General features: G+C 68.9%; 15 protein-coding genes. 10 read left to right on the forward strand and 5 right to left on the reverse strand.

Annotated elements, in window-relative coordinates; genetic code table 11:
• Positions 1-178: 178 nt before the first annotated feature.
• From IV112_RS05870 to IV112_RS05905, 8 genes are all read left to right on the forward strand, one after another.
• On the forward strand, positions 179-1006 hold the full coding sequence (locus IV112_RS05870) for a cobalamin B12-binding domain-containing protein (RefSeq protein ID WP_304001788.1): 828 nt from the start codon (positions 179-181) through the stop codon (positions 1004-1006).
• 105 nt (positions 1007-1111) lie between these two features.
• Positions 1112-2524: a transcriptional regulator PpsR gene (gene ppsR / locus IV112_RS05875; protein WP_304001791.1), complete on the forward strand. Its 1413-nt coding sequence runs from the start codon at positions 1112-1114 to the stop codon at positions 2522-2524.
• 161 nt (positions 2525-2685) lie between these two features.
• Positions 2686-3567, forward strand: coding sequence for a chlorophyll synthase ChlG (gene chlG, locus IV112_RS05880; RefSeq protein ID WP_304001794.1), 882 nt, complete (start codon positions 2686-2688; stop codon positions 3565-3567).
• 1 nt (position 3568) lies between these two features.
• Complete coding sequence (locus IV112_RS05885) at positions 3569-4933, forward strand: BCD family MFS transporter (RefSeq protein ID WP_304001797.1); 1365 nt, start codon at positions 3569-3571, stop codon at positions 4931-4933.
• A 2-nt stretch (positions 4934-4935) separates the two neighbouring features.
• Positions 4936-6105, forward strand: coding sequence for a geranylgeranyl diphosphate reductase (locus IV112_RS05890; RefSeq protein ID WP_304001800.1), 1170 nt, complete (start codon positions 4936-4938; stop codon positions 6103-6105).
• A complete protein-coding gene (locus tag IV112_RS05895; protein WP_304001803.1) occupies positions 6102-6593 on the forward strand; it encodes a TspO/MBR family protein in 492 nt (163 codons plus the stop codon). The genes IV112_RS05890 and IV112_RS05895 overlap by 4 nt, the downstream gene beginning before the upstream one ends.
• A gap of 257 nt (positions 6594-6850) precedes the next feature.
• The gene (gene ppsR, locus IV112_RS05900; protein WP_304001805.1) at positions 6851-8038 is read left to right on the forward strand and encodes a transcriptional regulator PpsR; all 1188 of its coding nucleotides are present in this window, start codon (positions 6851-6853) and stop codon (positions 8036-8038) included.
• Between the two features lie 14 nt (positions 8039-8052).
• Complete coding sequence (locus tag IV112_RS05905; protein ID WP_304001807.1) at positions 8053-10212, forward strand: GAF domain-containing protein; 2160 nt, start codon at positions 8053-8055, stop codon at positions 10210-10212.
• Here IV112_RS05905 and IV112_RS05910 read toward each other — a convergent pair.
• On the reverse strand, positions 10196-10864 hold the full coding sequence (locus tag IV112_RS05910) for a heme oxygenase (biliverdin-producing) (RefSeq protein WP_304001808.1): 669 nt from the start codon (positions 10862-10864) through the stop codon (positions 10196-10198). The genes IV112_RS05905 and IV112_RS05910 overlap by 17 nt on opposite strands.
• An 82-nt stretch (positions 10865-10946) precedes the next feature.
• On the opposite strand from IV112_RS05910, the gene IV112_RS05915 reads away from it, so the two are divergent.
• Positions 10947-11219, forward strand: a complete 273-nt coding sequence (locus IV112_RS05915) for a hypothetical protein (RefSeq protein ID WP_304001810.1) — start codon at positions 10947-10949, stop codon at positions 11217-11219.
• Positions 11220-11311: 92 nt separating this feature from the next.
• Positions 11312-12229: a DUF808 domain-containing protein gene (locus IV112_RS05920; RefSeq protein ID WP_304001812.1), complete on the forward strand. Its 918-nt coding sequence runs from the start codon at positions 11312-11314 to the stop codon at positions 12227-12229.
• A 12-nt stretch (positions 12230-12241) separates the two neighbouring features.
• Here IV112_RS05920 and trhO read toward each other — a convergent pair whose 3' ends face one another.
• The 4 genes from trhO to glnE all read right to left on the reverse strand — a co-directional run bounded on the left by trhO (position 12242) and on the right by glnE (position 17265).
• Complete coding sequence (trhO, locus tag IV112_RS05925) at positions 12242-12958, reverse strand: oxygen-dependent tRNA uridine(34) hydroxylase TrhO (RefSeq protein WP_304001814.1); 717 nt, start codon at positions 12956-12958, stop codon at positions 12242-12244.
• Between the two features lie 61 nt (positions 12959-13019).
• Positions 13020-13994, reverse strand: a complete 975-nt coding sequence (locus IV112_RS05930) for a sulfite exporter TauE/SafE family protein (RefSeq protein WP_304001817.1) — start codon at positions 13992-13994, stop codon at positions 13020-13022.
• A gap of 125 nt (positions 13995-14119) precedes the next feature.
• Entirely contained in the window at positions 14120-14497 is a 378-nt protein-coding gene (locus IV112_RS05935; RefSeq protein ID WP_304001819.1) for a hypothetical protein, read from the reverse strand.
• A gap of 26 nt (positions 14498-14523) precedes the next feature.
• Entirely contained in the window at positions 14524-17265 is a 2742-nt protein-coding gene (glnE, locus tag IV112_RS05940; protein WP_304001822.1) for a bifunctional [glutamate--ammonia ligase]-adenylyl-L-tyrosine phosphorylase/[glutamate--ammonia-ligase] adenylyltransferase, read from the reverse strand.
• Between the last annotated feature and the right edge of the window lie 221 nt (positions 17266-17486).

The following is a 17486-nucleotide window of genomic DNA, read 5'->3' on the forward strand; positions in this document are numbered from 1 at the left end:
CCCGCAGCAGCCGTACAGCCCGTCCGCATCCATGGGGCGTCCACCGGGGGCGCATCCGACACGGCCGGGGCACGACAAGAAGACCCAAGGAGGCAGGAAGATGGCCGGGATGACGCAGCGAGGCGCCCGCAGGGCGCAGGTGTCGGTAGAGAGCTTGTCCGTGCAGGAGCAGGGCGGCGTGAGCCACTTCGGTGGGCCGCCGATCGGACCGCCCGTATTTGCCGCCCCCGACTGGCTGGGGGATCTGGCGCAGACGATAGAAGCGGAAATCATTCCACGGCTGATGCTGGCGCACGGCGATCTGGTCGATCTGCCGCCGGCCGGGGCGGGCGCAACGACCATCTCGGCGCGCGAAATCCACGAATTTGCCAACCTCGTGCTGGCACAGGATGCTGGCGTCGTACGCAACTGCGTGCAGGCGATCCGCGCCCGCGGCGTCGAGCCACGGGTCATCTGTCTCGACTTGCTGGCGCCGGCGGCGCGCCGGCTCGGCGAGCTGTGGGAAGCCGATCTGTGCGATTTCACGCAGGTCACGCTCGGCCTGTGGCGGATCCAGCAGGTGCTGCACGACGTCAGCCCGAGTTTCCGCAGCGATCTGCATTCGGGCGAGACAGGCCGCCGCGTGCTGCTCGCCACCTTGCCGGGAGAGCAGCACACCTTCGGTATGTCCATGGTGGCCGACTTCTTCCGCCAGCGCCGCTGGGACGTGCGCCTCGACACACCGGGTCCGCGCGGCGAAGCGCTGCGCCTGCTGCGCGCCGAGCGCTTCGATCTGGTGGGCGTGTCGCTCGGCAGCGAAACGCGCTTCGATGAACTGGCGGAATGGATCACCACCGCTCGCCGCGTGTCGCTGCAACGCGACATCGTGGTGATGGTCGGCGGCCCGATCTTCGCCAGCCGGCCGGAATGGGTGCCGCTGGTCGGCGCCGACGCGACCGCGCGCGATGCGAGCGCCGCGGTCGATGTGGCCGAAGCATTGCTGCCTGTGCGATTTGCGCATGGGTGATCAGTTTCTGGAGGGTATCGATTGGGTTCGGAGCAGGGGCGCGATCAGATCGCGAAAATGGACGCCGATGCGGGAAGGTTGACGGTGAAGCCTTTTGATTCGCCGATGGGTTTGCTACATGGCGTCGATGCCGAGTCGGCTGCACGACTCATTGCCGCCGCCTCCGACGTTGCGCTGTTGCTCGACGACAAGGGCGTCATCCGCGACCTTGCATTCAACGACGGCGCGCTGCTGCCCGAGGCCGGCGCGCGCTGGCTTGGGCGCCGGTGGACCGAGGTGGTGACGGTTGAAAGCCGCCCCAAGGTCGAGGCGCTGCTGCAGGACGCAGCCAGCGGCGAAAGCCGCCGTGCGCGGCACGTCAATCATCCGGTGCAGGGCGGCAGCGATCTGCCGCTGCTGTACTCGACCGTGCGCATCGGACACGACGGCACGGTCGTCGCACTCGGCCGCGACCTGACGGCGCTGTCCATGCTGCAGCAGCGGCTGGTCGATGCGCAGCAGTCGATCGAACGCGACTATGCCCGCCTGCGCCAGCTCGAGGCGCGCTACCGCCTGCTGTTCCAGATGACGTCGGAAGCGGTGCTGGTGGTCGATACCGTCAGCCAGCGCATCGTCGAGGCGAATGCCGCCGCCAACCGGATGCTGGGCGAGGACGCGCGCAGCGTGGTCGGCCGCAATTTCCCGGAAGGGCTGGACGACGCCGGCAATCAGGCGGTGCAGGGACTGTTCGCCGCGGTGCGTGCCAACGGTCGTTCCGATGACGTCCGCGTGCGCGGGCCGGGGGGTGGCGACTGGCTGGTGGCCGCCTCGCTGGTCAGACAGGACGCCGCATCGCTTTATCTGGTGCGGCTGTCGCAGATCGGTGCCACCGGCACCGAATCGGGCGAGCGGATGTCGGTGGTCGATGCGGTCGAAATGGTGCCGGACGCCTTCGTGCTGACCGGCGAGGACGGCGTCATCCTGACCGCCAACCAGGCCTTCGTCGATCTCGCGCAGCTGGCAAGCATCGAACAGGCGCGCACGCAGTCGCTCGAACGCTGGCTTGGCCGTCCGGGCGTTGATTTCAAGGTGCTGATGGTGAACGTGCGCCAGCACGGTTCGATCCGCCTGTTCTCGACCGTGCTGCGCGGCGAGCACGGCTCGGACGTCGACGTCGAGGTGTCGGCGGTCGCGGTGGACCGCGGTGAGCGTCCGTGCATCGGTTTCACCGTGCGCGGCGTCAGCCGCCGCATCGAGCCGGAACCGCGGGTCAGCCGCGAGATGCCGCGTTCGGTCGAGCAGCTGACCGGCCTGGTCGGTCGCGTGTCGCTGAAGGATCTGGTGCGCGAATCGACCGATCTGATCGAGAAGCTGTGCATCGAGGCGGCACTCGACATGACGCACGACAACCGCGCGTCGGCGGCTGAAATGCTTGGCCTGAGCCGGCAGAGCCTGTACGTGAAACTGCGCCGTTATGGCATCGGCGATCTCAACGCCGATCAGGGCGACGACGGCGGGCAGGAGCCGGGCGAGGAGTGATCCGGAGCGGGTCGGTCGGCCGGGTGGCACCCCGCCGACCGCGTCCGCACGGCGCTGTCGTGAAGCACGGTCGGCGACCTTGCGCCGGGTGTCAATCAAAATGGACTGAATGAGTGTAAGTTTGTCTTGACGCTCTTGCGTGTCAAGCCTACTGTTAGCTCATGACACGTCCAGCCCTCTCTGCCGTTGCCGAACTGCTCAAGCCCATCACCTGGTTTCCGCCGATGTGGGCTTTCGGTTGTGGCGTCGTCGCCTCCGGCCTGCCGGCCGGGGAGCGCTGGCAGGTCGTGCTGCTCGGCGTGCTGTTGGCAGGGCCGCTGGTCTGCGCGACCAGCCAGGCGGTGAATGACTGGTTCGACCGTCATGTCGATGCGATCAACGAACCGCAGCGTCCGATCCCATCCGGTCGCATGCCGGGTCACTGGGGTCTCTACATCGCAGTCGCCTGGACGCTGCTGTCGCTGCTGGTGGCGACCGCGCTCGGTCCCTGGGGCTTTGCCGCCGCCGCTGTCGGCCTGCTGCTGGCTTGGGCCTACAGCGCGCCGCCGCTGCGGCTGAAGGCCAACGGCTGGTGGGGCAACACCGCCTGCGCGCTCTGTTACGAAGGTCTGGCCTGGGTGACCGGTGCGGCGGTGATGGCCGGCGGTGCGATGCCCGACCTGCGCAGCCTGCTGCTGGCCGGCCTGTACAGCGCCGGCGCGCACGGCATCATGACGCTGAACGACTTCAAGTCGGTCGATGGCGACCGTCGCATGGGCATCGCCTCGCTGCCGGTGCAACTGGGGGTTGCGCGCGCCGGTCGGGTCGCCTGCTGGGTGATGGCGGTGCCGCAAGTCGTCGTCGTCGCGCTGCTCGCGCACTGGGGCGCGCCGGCACACGCTGCGCTGGTGGGCATGCTGCTCGGTGCCCAGCTGATGCTGATGTCCCGCCTGCTGGACGACCCGCGCGCGCGCGCGCCTTGGTACAACGGCACCGGCATCACGCTCTACGTGCTCGGCATGCTGGTGAGCGCCTTCGCACTGCGCGCGCTCGGAGGCGACTGACATGAACAACGCCCTCGGCTGGATCGGTATCTTCCGCCTCGGTCTGGTGCAGACCGCGCTCGGCGCCATCGTCGTGCTGACCACGTCGACGCTGAACCGCGTCATGGTGGTCGAACTGGCCTTGCCGGCCATGCTGCCGGGCGTTCTGGTGGCGCTGCATTACGCGGTGCAGATGCTGCGGCCACGCCTCGGGCACGGATCGGATCTGGGCGGGCGGCGCACGCCGTGGATCATCGGCGGCATGGCGGTACTGGCCGCCGGCGGCACGCTGGCCGCAGTCGCCACCGTGCTGATGGCCGATCACTTCGTCGCCGGTGTCGCCTTGGCGGTGCTTGCCTTCGCACTGATAGGCGTCGGTGTCGGCGCCGCCGGCACCTCGCTGCTGGTGCTGCTCGCCAAGCGCGTGGACGACGGCCGCCGTGCGGCCGCCGCCACCATCGTCTGGATGATGATGATCCTCGGCTTCGCCGTCACGGCCGGCATCACCGGCAAGCTGCTCGATCCTTTCTCCGGCGAGCGGTTGTTGCAGGTCGTTGCGGGCACCTCGGTCTGCGCCTTCATGCTGGCGCTCGTCGCCGTGCGCGGCGTCGAGGGCGCCGGCCCCGCTGCGAACACGGTGTCGACGGGGCTGCCGCACTCTCCTCTTCAGCGCACCCCATTCCGCGCTGCGCTTGCCCAGGTCTGGGGCGAGTCGCATGCGCGGCTTTTTACACTGTTCGTGTTCGTGTCCATGCTCGCCTACAGCGCGCAGGACCTGATACTCGAACCCTTTGCCGGCACCGTGTTCGGCTATTCGCCCGGGCAGTCGACCCAGCTGTCGGGCCTGCAGCACGGCGGCGTGTTCGCCGGCATGCTGCTGGTGGCGCTGACCGGTACCGTGTTCGGCGGCCGGCAGATCGGCTCGCTGCGGCTGTGGATCATCGGCGGCTGCATCGCCTCGGCCTGCGCGCTGTCGGGCCTGACCGCCGCTGGCTTCAGCGGCCAGGGCTGGCCCTTGCGCGAAACCGTGTTCCTGCTCGGCGTTTCCAATGGCGCGTTCGCGGTGGCCGCAATCGCGTCGATGATGCGCCTGGCCGGCCAGGGCGGCGCTGGCCGCGAGGGCGTGCGCATGGGTCTGTGGGGCGCGGCGCAGGCGATCGCTTTCGCGCTGGGCGGATTCGCCGGCACCGTCGCGGTCGATCTGACACGTGCCCTGATCGCCGAACCGGGCGTCGCCTATGCGCTGGTGTTCGCTGGCGAGGCGCTGCTGTTCATCGTATCGGCCTCCATGGCGATGCGGATTTCCGGCCTGCAGCCGGCGACCGTGGCGGCGCGTGCGCCGGCCGCGCCGTTACCGCTGATGCCGCGCGCGGAAGGAGAGGCCTGATCATGGAAAGCTACGATGTGGTGGTGGTCGGCGGCGGGCCTGCCGGGGCCACCGCGGCGACCGATCTGGCGCGACGCGGCTACGCGGTGCTGCTGCTCGATCGCGGCGGGCGAATCAAGCCCTGCGGCGGCGCGATACCGCCGAAGGCGATCGAGGAGTTCCGCATTCCGGATGAACTGCTGGTCGCCCGTGCCCGCTCGGCACGCATGGTGGCGCCCAGCGGGCGCGCGGTCGACATGCCGATCGACGGCGGTTTCGTCGGCATGGTCGATCGCGAGCAGTTCGACGAATACCTGCGCGAACGGGCCGGACTCGCCGGCGCGCATCGGCGCAGCGGGAGCTTTCAGCGGGTGAGCCGCGACGGTGCCGGCTCGGCCGTCGTGCATTACCGCGTCGGCGAGCAGGGCGAGCGCTGCGTGCGCGCCCGCGCCATCATCGGCGCCGACGGTGCGCTGTCGGCGGTCGGCCGGCAGTGTGTGCCGGGCGCCGACCAGGTGCCCTGCGTGTTCGCCTACCACGAGATCGTGCGCGCGCCGCAGACCGGTTTCGACGGCAGCCGCTGCGATGTCTATTACCAGGGCCGGCTGTCGCCCGATTTCTACGGCTGGGTGTTCCCGCACGGCGACACGGTCAGCGTCGGCGTCGGCTCGGCGCGCAAGGGCTTCTCGATACGCGGCGGCGTCAGCGCCTTGCGCGACAGTGCCGGCCTCGGCACAGCCGGCACCGTTCGCAGGGAAGGCGCGCCGATTCCGATGCGCCCGCTGCGGCGCTGGGACAATGGCCGCGACGTGGTGCTGGCCGGCGACGCGGCTGGCGTCGTCGCGCCGGCGTCCGGCGAAGGCATCTACTACGCGCTCAGTGGCGGCCGGCTGGCGGCCGAGGCGGTCGACGCCTATCTGGTCACCGGCGATGCGCGCGCGCTGAGGCTGGCGCGCAAGCGTTTCATGAAGGCGCACGGCCGGGTGTTCATGGTGCTCGGCATCATGCAGCGCTTCTGGTACGCGAGCGACAAGCGGCGCGAACGCTTCGTCAGCATCTGCCGCGATCCCGACGTGCAGCAGCTCACCTGGCAGGCCTACATGCACAAGCGGCTGGTCCGTGCGCGGCCGCTGGCGCACATGCGCATCTTCTTCAAGGACCTTGCGCACCTCTGCGGCATCGTGTCGCCATGAATGCCCGGACGGCCACGCGCTGGAAGCCGGTGGCCGTCGCTGCACTTGCCGCGCTTGCGGTGGCCGGCCTGGGCGGTGCCATGACCGATCTGAGCGACTGGTACCGTGCGCTCGCCAAACCCGCCTGGCAGCCGCCGGACTGGGCTTTCGGGCCGGCCTGGACCCTCATCTTCGGTCTTGCCGCCGCCGCCGGCGTGCTCGGCTGGCGCCATGCGCCGGACGCGCGAGGGCGTCGGCAGATGCTGGCGATGTTCGCCGCAAACGGCGGCCTGAACGTGCTGTGGAGTGCGCTGTTCTTCCATCTGCGCCGTCCCGACTGGGCGCTGGCCGAAGTCGTGCTGCTTTGGCTGTCGGTGGTGTTCCTGATGGTCCGCCTGCGACCATGGTCCGCACGTGCGGCCGCGCTGTTGCTGCCGTATGCGGTGTGGGTCGCGTTTGCGGCAGCGCTGAATCTGTCCATCGTCCGCCTGAACGCCCCCTTTGGCTGACGCGCCGCACTTTTTGACGCCGGTCACGTGTGCCGGCAAGCGACTTGCCGTAGCATGCAGGCGTTAAACTCAAGCAATTGAAGGCGTTGTCGCGATCGCGCCGTCGGCAGTCCGGTGATCAGCGGGTGTGCGCCCGTTGAATTGCGCTCACCGGGCTTCCCGAACCACGCGGCAGCGCATGTCCCGGTCCAGGCCGGGCCCGAAATTTGCAGCAGGGCGGCCTCGTACCTCTCCGTCCTGCTTACCAGGCCCATGCCGTGAACAAGCTACCGAACGATCCAGGAGACCTGAGCGCCTTCTCCGATGTGGCCCCGGAGTTGGCCGACATGCTCGTGTCGGTCGCCAGCGACATCGCGCTGGTGATCGATGAAAAGGGCGTCATCCGCAGCGTCGCGCTGGGCGGCACCGAGCCGGTCAGCGCCGCAGCCGGCGAATGGCTGGGCCGCCAGTGGATAGACACGGTGACGCCGGACACCCGCCGCAAGGTCGAGGACCTGCTGAACGAGGCGGCCGAGTCGGGCGTTTCGCGCACCCGCCACATCAATCACCCGTCGCTCGCCGGCAGCGATCTGCCGGTGGCCTACACCGCGGTGCGCCTCGGCCATGGCGGCCCGCTGCTGGTGGTCGGACGCGACCTGCGCGCCGTCTCGGCGATGCAGCAGCGGCTGGTCGACGCCCAGCAATCGATGGAACGCGACTACTGGCGCATGCGGCAGGCGGAAACCCGCTACCGCCTGCTGTTCCAGATCGCCACCGATGCGGTACTGGTGGTGGACGCCGACACGCTGCGCATCGTCGACGCGAACCGTGCCGCCGGCCGTCTGTTCGGCGGTACGGTGCAGGACATGCCCGGCCGCCAGGCCGGCTACGCGCTGGCGCCGTCCTCGCTGCCCGTACTGGAAGAGCTGCTGGGCACGGTGCGGGTGTCCGAGCGCCCGGGCGACGCGATGCTCGACCTGGCGTCGGGCGGGCGCATCCACGCGTGGGTATCCTTGTTCCGCGACGAAGGCAGCACGCTGCTGTTGATGCGCGCCTGGCCCGAAGGCGGGCAGATGCCGCCAGCGGTCGACGATGCGATGCTGCCGGAACTGGTGCGTCTGACACCCGATGCGGTCGCCTTCACCGACGAACAGGGGGTGTTGCTGAGCGCCAATCCGGCTTTCGTCGAGCTGGTGCAGGGCGTCGACATGGCGTCGCTGCGTGGCCGCTCGATGGCGGAATGGCTGTCCGGCGAGAGCGACGGACTGGGTGCCCTGATCGCAGCGGTACGGCAGAGCGGCACGCTGCGTCTGGCGACGCGTCTGCGCAACGAGCGCGGGCACGACGTCGATGTTGAACTGTCGGCTGTGCTGATCCATAACGGAGACTCGAACACCATCGGTCTCATCATCCGCGCAGTGCAGCCGCGCGGTCCCGGCGTGGGGGTCAGGGGTCGCATGCACTGAGCGTGTCGCGCAAAGTGAACGATCCTCTCTACAGTCCGCCCTTCGGTCAGGCCGACCTGACCAACTGCGAGCGCGAACTCATCCACCTTGCCGGCTCGATACAGCCGCACGGCGTGCTGCTGGTCGTGCGTGAATCAGACCTGCAGGTGCTGCAGGCCAGCCTGAATACCGAACAGTGGCTGGGCGTGCAGCACGCGGCGGTGGTCGAGGCGCCGCTGCCGGCGCTCGGTGGCGACCTGGCGGCGCGTGTGCGCGAACTGGGCCGGACGCTGACCGAACTCGAACTGACGCCTTTCCACTGCAGCACCGGCCACGGCGGGCTGTTGCGGCATTTCGAGGGCATGGCGCATCGCGGGCAATCCGGCACGCTGATCGTCGAACTCGAGACCGCCGGGCCGCCGGCCGAGGACGTCGCAGCCCAGGCCCTGCTGGCGACGGCGGTGCGACGCTTCAGCGAGGCGATGAGCGTCGATGCACTGGCCGACACTGCGGTGCAGTCGATACGCGAACTGACCCGTTACGACCGCGTGATGGTGTATCGCTTCGACGCCGACGGCCATGGCGAGATCGTCGCCGAGGCGCGCGACGACCGGCTCGACACCCTGCTCGGTCACCGCTATCCGGCAACCGACATTCCGCAGCGCGCCCGCGATCTCTACCTGCGCAACCGGGTGCGCGTGCTGGTCGATGCGCGCTACCTGCCGGTCGCCGTCGAACCGCGCCGGCTGCCGCACGGCGGCGAAGAGCTGGACATGTCGATGTGCCACCTGCGCAGCATGTCGCCGCTGCACATCCAGTACCTGCGTAACATGGGCGTGACCGCCACGCTGGTGGTGTCGCTGGTGCGCGAGGGGCGGCTGTGGGGGCTGATCGCCTGTCATCACTATTCGCCGCGGCGCATCCATTACGCACAGCGCGCCGCCGTCGACGTGCTGGCGGAGGTGATGTCGACGCGCATCGCGGCGATCGAGAACTATGTGCGCACCCAGGTCGACGTGCTGGTGCGGCGCATGGAACTGCGGCTGATCGAGGCGACGTCGACCGAGGGCGACTGGCGTGCGGCGCTGATGCGCAACGCGCGCACCCTGCTGCAGCCGATGGACGCTAGCGGTGTCGCGCTGCTGCACGACGGCGAACTGCTGACCGCTGGCGAGGTGCCGTCCACCGAGTCGGTGCGCGCGCTGGCCGGCTGGGTCTCCGGCGAAATGAAGCAGATGCTGTTCAGCTGCGCCTCGGTCGAGCGCGCCAACCCGGCGCTGGCCTACCTGACGCCGGGGGTGTGCGGCGTGCTGGCGATCGATCTGTCGACGCGGGGCCGCAATCTGCTGATGTGGTTCCGGCGCGAGCAGCGTGCCAAGCTGACCTGGGCCGGCGACCCGGCGAAGCCCATGGTCGACAACGATCCGCTGACCTTGTCGCCACGACGCTCCTTCGAGGCGTGGTCGGAAATCGTGCGCGGCACCGCGGCACCGTGGTCGCGCGCCGATCTGGCGCTGGCGCGCGCGATCGGCGCCTCGCTGCGCGACGTGATCATGCAGACGCAGGCGGTGCGCCTGCTCATCGCCCAGCACCAGCTTGAAAAATTTCGCACCGCCGTCGACGAGTCGCCGGAGCCGCTGCTGGTTGCCGACGGCGACGGCCGCATCCTGTTTCCCAGTCCGGCGCTCGCCGGCATCCTGCCGGGCGGCTGCCGGCAGCCGGTGAATTTCGACGAACTGGCGGCGCTGTTCGAAGATCAGGCCTCGGTGCGCGATGTGTTGAGGTCGCTGCGCGAAGGACGTGTGTCGTGGCGTGGCGAGTGGCGGATGAGCGGTGGCATTGCGCTGGGCGTGCGCGCCGACGTCGTGCCAGGCCCGCGCGACGCCGTGCTCGGCTGCATCCTGATGTTCACCGACCTCACCGATGCGAAGCGCACCGAGGCGGCGCGTCGCCATCTCGAACAGTCGCTGACGATGACCGGTCAGGCCGATGCGCAGCTGACCACGCGCGAGGCGCGCGGCCTGCCCGACGAAGTAATGGGCGCCATCCTGGCCAATGCGAGCGTGGCGGCAATGGAGCTGACCGACACCACGGCGTCGATCCCGGTCGCTACGCTGATCGAGGAACTGGAGGCATCGGCGACGCGCGCCGCGGCGGTCTATGCCCGCCTGCGCGAATTCAACCGCCCACTCTGAGCCTGGCGGCGTCGCCGGCCGGCAGCGCCTCGAAAATGTCCACGTGACGCAGGAAGGCGGCTTCGGCTTCACGTGCGATGTCCGCCCGCGTGGCGTCGTCGCGCGACGGACCGTCGAGTGCGGCGCGCAGTCGTGCGCTGAGTTCGGCCGGCGCATGGGCACCGAAGCGGTAGAAGCGGGTGCCGGTTTCGCCGTCCAGCGCGAAGCACCGTGCGACGATGCGCTGCAGGATCTGTCCGCCCTGCAGATCGCCGAGGTAGCGCACATACACGTGCGCGAGCAGCAGTTCCGGCCGGCGCGCCGACAGTTCGCTCAGGCGCGCGGCGTAGTCCGCTGCCGCGTCGACCAGCGGCAGCGCGTCCGCCCAGCCGTCGCCATGCAGTGTGGCCAGGTCGGCTTCCAGCGCCGCGCAGCGCGGCAATCCTTCGATGTCGAGTCCGGCCAGGCCGGGGTGCGCCGCATGCCGCGCCAGCGCGGCTTCCAGATCGCGGTAGATCGGGTGCAGGTTGCGCAGCAGGATGCAGTAGGCGGTCAGCCCGAGTTCGCCGCGCAGCAGCGCCGGCATCGGGCCGCTGCGCTCGACCTGCGTGTGATGTGCTGCGGTTACCTGTCTGAGGCGCTGCGACAGCGGGGGCTGTTCGGTGGCGTGCATGGGGAAGGGTGCGTCGGCCTGTCAGTCGTGTACGGTGTGCGGATGCGGCAGCGTGCTGCCGATCTCTGCGTGGAGCGCTCGCATGTCCGACCTGTTGGCGAATGGTGTGTTGATCGACCTGATCATGATAGGGGTTTTGTTCGAAGCGGCGGCACTGGCGCTGCTGCATCGCCGGCGCGGCCTGGGCTTCGCGCCGGGCCGCTGGCTGCCGACGCTGGCCGCCGGCCTGTGCCTGATGCTGGCCCTGCGCGCAGCCCTCACCGGCGGCGGCGCGACCCAGGTGCTGTTCTGGCTGGCGGCGTCCGGCGTGGCGCACGGCTGCGATCTGTACCTGCGCCGACCGCGGGCGCCCTGATCGACTGCAGTCTCATCACCGACTTCCGGTAGCATCCGCCGCGCGATCCATGCCGTGCGGATCGACCCCGACAACACTCACAGGATTTCGCCATGGCCGGAGCCAGCCTTCTCGCACTGATCGACGACATCGCCAGCGTACTGGACGACGTGTCCGTCCTGACCAAGGTCGCCGCCAAGAAGACGGCCGGCGTGCTCGGCGACGACCTCGCGCTGAACGCGCAGCAGGTGGCCGGCGTCAAGGCCGACCGCGAACTGCCGGTGGTGTGGGCGGTGGCCATGGGTTCGGTGCGCAACAAGCTCATCCTCGTGCCAGCGGCGCTGGCCATCAGCGCCTTCGTGCCGGCGGCGGTGACGCCGCTGCTGATGATGGGCGGGCTCTTCCTCTGTTACGAAGGCGTCGAGAAGCTGGCGCACAGATTCCTGCACGGCGCCGACGAAGACGCCGCGCACCGCGCCGAGCACCTGAAGGCACTGGCCGACGAACAGATCGATCTGGTCGCGCTGGAGAAGGAAAAGGTGAAGGGCGCCATCCGCACCGATTTCATCCTGTCGGCCGAAATCATTGCCATCACGCTGGGCACCGTGGCCGATGCGCCTTTCGGCACCCAGGTCGCCGTGCTGGCGGGCATTGCCGCCATCATGACGGTCGGCGTGTACGGACTGGTGGCGGGCATCGTCAAGCTGGACGACGCCGGTCTCTACCTGAGCCGCACCGCCTCCGGCGCGACGCGTGCGCTCGGTCGCGGCATCCTCGCGCTGGCGCCGTGGTTGATGAAGGCTTTGTCGGTGGCCGGCACCGCCGCCATGTTCCTGGTTGGCGGTGGCATCCTGACACACGGCATTCCGGCGCTGCACGACCGGATACATCATCTGTCGGAGGCAGTGGGTTCGGTGTGGGGCGTGCTGCTGCCCTTCGTCGCCGACGCACTGACCGGCGTCGTCGCCGGCGCGATCACGCTGGCCGTGGTGCTGGGTGTGAAGAAGCTGCGCGGCGGCGCGGCCGCCTGACCCGGCGCGGACTCAGCCGGCCGGGCTCAGATCGGGCTTCAGTGCGCCGCGGTCGTCGAACACGACGCAGTTGCCGTGCCAGTGGGCGCCGCCCACTTCCTCGAAATAGCGCAGGATGCCGCCTTCGAGCTGCCACACCTTGTTGAAACCGGCCTTCTTCATCAGGGGCGCGGCCTTTTCGCAGCGGATGCCGCCGGTACAGAAGGTGACGATGGGTGTGTCCTTCAGGTCGGCGTACTGTTCGAGCGCGGCCGGGAACTGACCGAAGCTGTCGACGCCCGGATCAAGCGCATTGTCGAAGCTGCCCTGCTCGACTTCCCAGCGGTTGCGTGTGTCGATGATGACGAAGGGCCGCCCTTCGTCGTACCAGCGCTTCAGTTCGGCCGGCGGCAGATAGGGCGCTGGCGTCTCGGTCGGGTCGAAGTCCGGCGCACCGACGGTGACGATTTCCTTCTTCAGCCGCACGCGCAGCCGCTTGAAGGGCAGCGTGTCCGAACTGCTCCACTTCACGTCGAGCGCGGCGAAGCGAGGGTCCTGCCCGAGGTTGGCGAAGAAGTCGCGCAGATCGGCTTCGCGGCCGGCGAGGAAGATGTTGATGCCTTCGCTGGCCAGCAGCACGGTGCCGAGCAGCTGGCGTGACTGCGCCGCGTCGTGGATGCGTGTGCGCAGCGCTTCGCGGTCGTCGAGGCGGACGAAGCGGTAGGCGGCGGTGTTGGCGTAACGGGTCATGCGCGGTGTCCGGAGATCAGCGCTCAAGTATACCTGTCGCTTCGTTCGTCCCCGGCTGCGCTCAGCCCAGCGCCTTCATCAGGTTGTAGGCACTGAGACCGCTGATCAGCGTACCGACCAGCACCAGCAGCGCACGCGCCGGCAGCGCACGGCACAGGAAGGCGGCCAGCGGTGCGGCGAACATGCCGCCGGCGACCAGGCCGGCCACGGTGGCCCACGGGGCGGCGTCGATGAAGATGACGAAGGCGCCGGCGCTGGCGATGGCGATGAAGAACTCGGCGAAATTCACCGAACCGATGGTGCGGCGCGGGTCCTGACCGGCGCCGACCAGGCTGGTCGTGACCACCGGTCCCCAGCCGCCGCCGCCGGCGGCATCGACGAAACCGCCGAAAAGCGCCAGCTTGGCGACGTGCTTCGGCTCCTGTGCCGGCTTGCGCCGATGGCGCCACGCCTTGGCCAGCACGTAGATGCCCATCACCAGCAGATAGCCGGAAATCCACGGCTTGAGCGCAGCGCCGTCGAATTTCGTCACCACCAGCGCACCGAGCACGCCGCCGATCACGCCCGGTATCAGCAGTTTGAGCATCAGCTTGCGGTCCACATTGCCCAGCCGCAGATGCGACAGGCCGGACAGGCCGGTGGTGAAGATTTCGGCGATGTGAACACTGGCACTGGCCACCGCGGGCGAGGCGCCGGTGCCGAGCAGGAAGGTGGTGGCGGAAATGCCGTAAGCCATGCCGAGCGCGCCGTCGATGCTCTGCGCGATGAAGCCGACGGCGGCCGCCTTCAGGAATTCGTCCGAGGTGACGACGCCGATGACGATGTCCAGTGCCGCCGACGGGTCGCCCAGAGGCAGGCCGCGCGCGAGCAGGATGGCGGCCAGGCCGAACAGCGTGAAGCCCATGAACCAGCTGGCGACGGTGGCCAGCGGGTGCGCCTGCGCGCGGTCGATCACCTGCTCGACCGGCGGCAGGCCGAGTGCTTCGTGGGCTTGTCCGACCTCGGTGGGCCGGGTGTCGATGTGGCGGATCTTCACTGCGCGTCGCTCGATATCTCAGGGAGCGCGCAGTCTAGTCAGCAATGCTTATTCAAAAAAGTGATATTTAGTTCTATAGATATCACTCAATTTTCTTTTGTTGGGCGGTGCGGGCGCGCGATCGGCTAGCGGTAAGGCCGCCGCCAGTAGCCCCAGGGGTAGGCGGGGTAGTAGGGGTAGCCGTACATCCACATGCGGTCGCGTTCGCGCATCGCCTCGCGCATGCGCTCGGTCTCGATCAGCGTCTGCTGCATGTAGTCGATCACCTCGTCCGACACGCCGTCCTCGCGCAGCTTCGCCAGCTGAGAGGCCTTGAGCGGGTAGAGCGCGCGGCTCTCCTCCAGGCGCTGGATGATTTCCGCCGGCGGGATGCCGTCCTTCGACATCTGCACGATTTCGTCGGTGGTCGGCGCCGGCGGAAGCGGCGGCGCAGTGACGCAGCCGCCGAGCGTCAGGGCGAGGCCGGCGAGCAGCAGGCTGCGGCGCAGGGTCAGCGTGTACATGCGACTCTCCATATCGGGTCTGTGTGTCAGAGTCGTTCGACTGCGTCGGAGTTCGACGCGTCGTCGAACAGGCGCGACCAAATGGCACGGATGGCCGTGCGCTCGGCCACCACCTCGTCCTTCGGCACCCGGGCTTTCGGCGCATCGTTCAGCCGCAGGCCGTGCTGCAGGTGGCGCAGGCGGCGGTAGGCGTTGCCGGCGGCGACCGCGTCGAGCGCGGGCAGCAGGCCGACCTCCGAGGCGATGCGCAGCAGCGCGATATTGCCGAGGTTGCCGGTCAGCTCAGGATGCGCACCCGAATGGGCCAGCACCATGTACTGCACGGCGAACTCGAGGTCGATCAGACCGCCGGCGTCGTGCTTGATGTCGAACAGTTCGGACTTGTTGGCGTGGCCGTCCATCATCTTCTGCCGCATGTCCAGCACTTCGCGGCGCAGCGCGGCGACGTCGCGCGGCTGCGTCAGCAGGTCGCGGCGGATCGCCTCGAACTGCTCGCCGACCGCGGCGTCGCCGGCGCAGAAGCGGGCGCGCGTCAGCGCCTGGTGCTCCCACACCCAGGCCGACTTCTGCTGATAGTCGCGGAAGGCCTCGATCGAACTGACCAGCAGGCCGGACTCGCCATTCGGCCGCAGCCGGGTGTCGGTTTCGAACAGGATGCCGGCGCTGGTATGGCTGGACAGCCAGGTGAGCATGCGCTGCGCCAGTCGCGCATAGGTTTCAGGCGCCGACTCGTGCGGGTCGTCGAACAGGAAGATGACGTCGAGGTCGGAGGCGTAGCCCAGCTCCTTGCCGCCCAGCTTGCCGTAGGCGATGACCGCGAAGCGCGGCGTGTCGCAGTGGCGACGGGTGAGCTTGCGCCAACACATGTCCAGCGTGATGCGCAGCATGACGTCGGCCAGCGCCGAGAGGTGGTCGGACAGGCGCTCGACCGACAGCTCGCCCGCCAGGTCGCGCGCCAGCAGCCGGAACACCTGGGCGTGGTGGGCGTCGCGCATGGTGTCCATCTGCCGCTCGGTGTCGTCGCCCAGCTCGTCCAGTTGCTGGCGCAGCGCCTGCTCGAAGGCCGGCCAGTCGGGTTCGGCGGTGAGCAGGCGGGCGTCCAGCAGTTCGTCGAGCAGGATGGGATGGCGCACCAGATAGTTCGCCGCCCAGCTCGACGCGCCGATCAGCCGCGCCACCTGGCTCAGCGCCTGTGGAAACTCGGCCAGCAGCGCCAGATAGGCAGCCCGCCGGCTGATGGTTTCCAGCAGGTCGAGGCCGCGCAGCGCGGTGGCCGTGGGCTGCGGCGTGTCGCGGCAGGCTTCGAGCAGCTTGGGTACCAGCGCGTCGACGCGGGTGCGCGAGCTGTCGGGCAACTGGCGGTAGCGGCTGCCCGACTTGAAGGCGGACAGGCGGCGCGCCAGTTGTTCGGTGTCGTCGAAGCCCATGCCGTCGAGCGCGCTGTGGCAGTCATCGCACGGCGCGCTGTCCTGACCGATGTCCTGCCAGACGGCACGCGGCGTCGGCGTCGAGCTCTCCTGCGCGCCGAATACGGCGTCGAAATGGCGGCTCACGTGGCCGCGGTGGTGGTCCAGTTCGTCCAGCAGCGCGGCGTAATCGCCGAAGCCCATGGCCGAGGCGACCAGCGCCTGGTCCTCGGCGCTGGCCGGCAGCTTGTGTGTCTGCGCGTCCTCGACGTACTGCAGGCGGTGTTCGAGCCGGCGCAGGAAGACGTAGGCGGACTGCAGCTGTTCGACCGCGTCCTCGCCCAGCACGCCGCGCATCGCCAGCCGGTCAAGCACCTTCTGCGTCGGCCGGATCTGCAGCGCGCTCTCGCGGCCGCCGCGGATGAGCTGGAACACCTGGGCGATGAATTCGATCTCGCGGATGCCACCCGGACCGAGCTTGATGTTGTCCGCCATGTCGCGGCGCGCCACCTCGCGGCGGATCTGCGCGTGCAGGTCGCGCATCGCGTTGATCGCGCCGAAATCGAGGTATTTGCGGAACACGAAGGGCTTGCGCAACGATTCCAGTTCGTCATTGACGCCGCCGGTCAGCGCGCGCGCCTTGATCCAGGCGTAGCGCTCCCATTCGCGGCCTTGCGTGACGAAGTAGTTCTCCAGCATGTCGAAGCTGCAGGCCAGCGGGCCGGAGTCGCCGTTCGGGCGCAGCCGCATGTCCACGCGGAACACGAAGCCGTCGGCGGTCACGTCGGCCAGCAGTTCGATCACCTTGCGGCCGAGCCGGGTGAAAAAGTCGAAGTTGTCGATGCGCTTGCCCGGCCCGGTCGGCGTTTCGCCGTCGGTTTCGCCCGATTCCGGATAGACGAAGATGAAATCGACGTCGGAACTGACGTTCAGCTCGCGCCCGCCCAGCTTGCCCATGCCGATGCAGATGAAGGGCTGCACGGCGTGGTCCGACTCGCCGCGCGGTTCGCCGAAGCGCTCGACCAGCGCGGCGCGCGCCTGATCGACCGCCACCCGCACCGTCTGTTCGGCCAGCAGTGTCATGCCCTCGGTCACCTCGTCCAGATCGGCCAGACCCGCCAGATCGCGCACGATCAGGTGGGCCATGGTGCGGGCGCGCAGCCGGCGCAGCGCCGATTTCAGCGCCGCCTCGTCACCGTGTCCGAACGGCGTCTGCGTCAGCCATTCGCCGAGCAGGGCCGCGCTGATCTGGGCCTGCAGCGTGCTGCCCAGCGCCTCTTCCAGCGCCGGCCGCGCGTCCAACAGGCGGGCGAGGTAGCGGCTGTGGCGGCGGGCGTGGGCGATGGCGGCGGGGGCGTCCATGTCAGGCTTTCTCGTATGAAGATGGCGATTATGCAAAAAACCGCGGTGCGGGCCGGCATGTAAGCATGGCCTTACAAAGCGCGACAGCGCCTGCGTTGCGGGTAAACTCCCGCATCGTTCCATAAATGCAGTCATCGCCGGTTTGACTGCCCGCAAATCTTGTCCGACTCCGCCCACGCTGAACTCGCCGCCGCGGTCGCCACCGTCCGCGCGGCAGCGGC

The organism is Methyloversatilis discipulorum, from assembly GCF_018780585.1.
In the GTDB taxonomy this organism is placed as follows: domain Bacteria; phylum Pseudomonadota; class Gammaproteobacteria; order Burkholderiales; family Rhodocyclaceae; genus Methyloversatilis; species Methyloversatilis discipulorum_B.

Bases quoted from the DNA above. Each gene is read 5' to 3' on its own strand.
- IV112_RS05915 (WP_304001810.1), top strand. From the start codon at position 10,947: ATGTCCGACCTGTTGGCGAATGGTGTGTTGATCGACCTGATCATGATA.
- IV112_RS05920 (WP_304001812.1), top strand. From the start codon at position 11,312: ATGGCCGGAGCCAGCCTTCTCGCACTGATCGACGACATCGCCAGCGTA.
- ppsR (WP_304001791.1), top strand. From the start codon at position 1,112: ATGGGTTTGCTACATGGCGTCGATGCCGAGTCGGCTGCACGACTCATT.
- IV112_RS05910 (WP_304001808.1), bottom strand. From the start codon at position 10,864: ATGCACGCCACCGAACAGCCCCCGCTGTCGCAGCGCCTCAGACAGGTA.
- trhO (WP_304001814.1), bottom strand. From the start codon at position 12,958: ATGACCCGTTACGCCAACACCGCCGCCTACCGCTTCGTCCGCCTCGAC.
- IV112_RS05935 (WP_304001819.1), bottom strand. From the start codon at position 14,497: ATGTACACGCTGACCCTGCGCCGCAGCCTGCTGCTCGCCGGCCTCGCC.
- IV112_RS05890 (WP_304001800.1), top strand. From the start codon at position 4,936: ATGGAAAGCTACGATGTGGTGGTGGTCGGCGGCGGGCCTGCCGGGGCC.
- chlG (WP_304001794.1), top strand. From the start codon at position 2,686: ATGACACGTCCAGCCCTCTCTGCCGTTGCCGAACTGCTCAAGCCCATC.
- glnE (WP_304001822.1), bottom strand. From the start codon at position 17,265: ATGGACGCCCCCGCCGCCATCGCCCACGCCCGCCGCCACAGCCGCTAC.
- IV112_RS05895 (WP_304001803.1), top strand. From the start codon at position 6,102: ATGAATGCCCGGACGGCCACGCGCTGGAAGCCGGTGGCCGTCGCTGCA.
- IV112_RS05885 (WP_304001797.1), top strand. From the start codon at position 3,569: ATGAACAACGCCCTCGGCTGGATCGGTATCTTCCGCCTCGGTCTGGTG.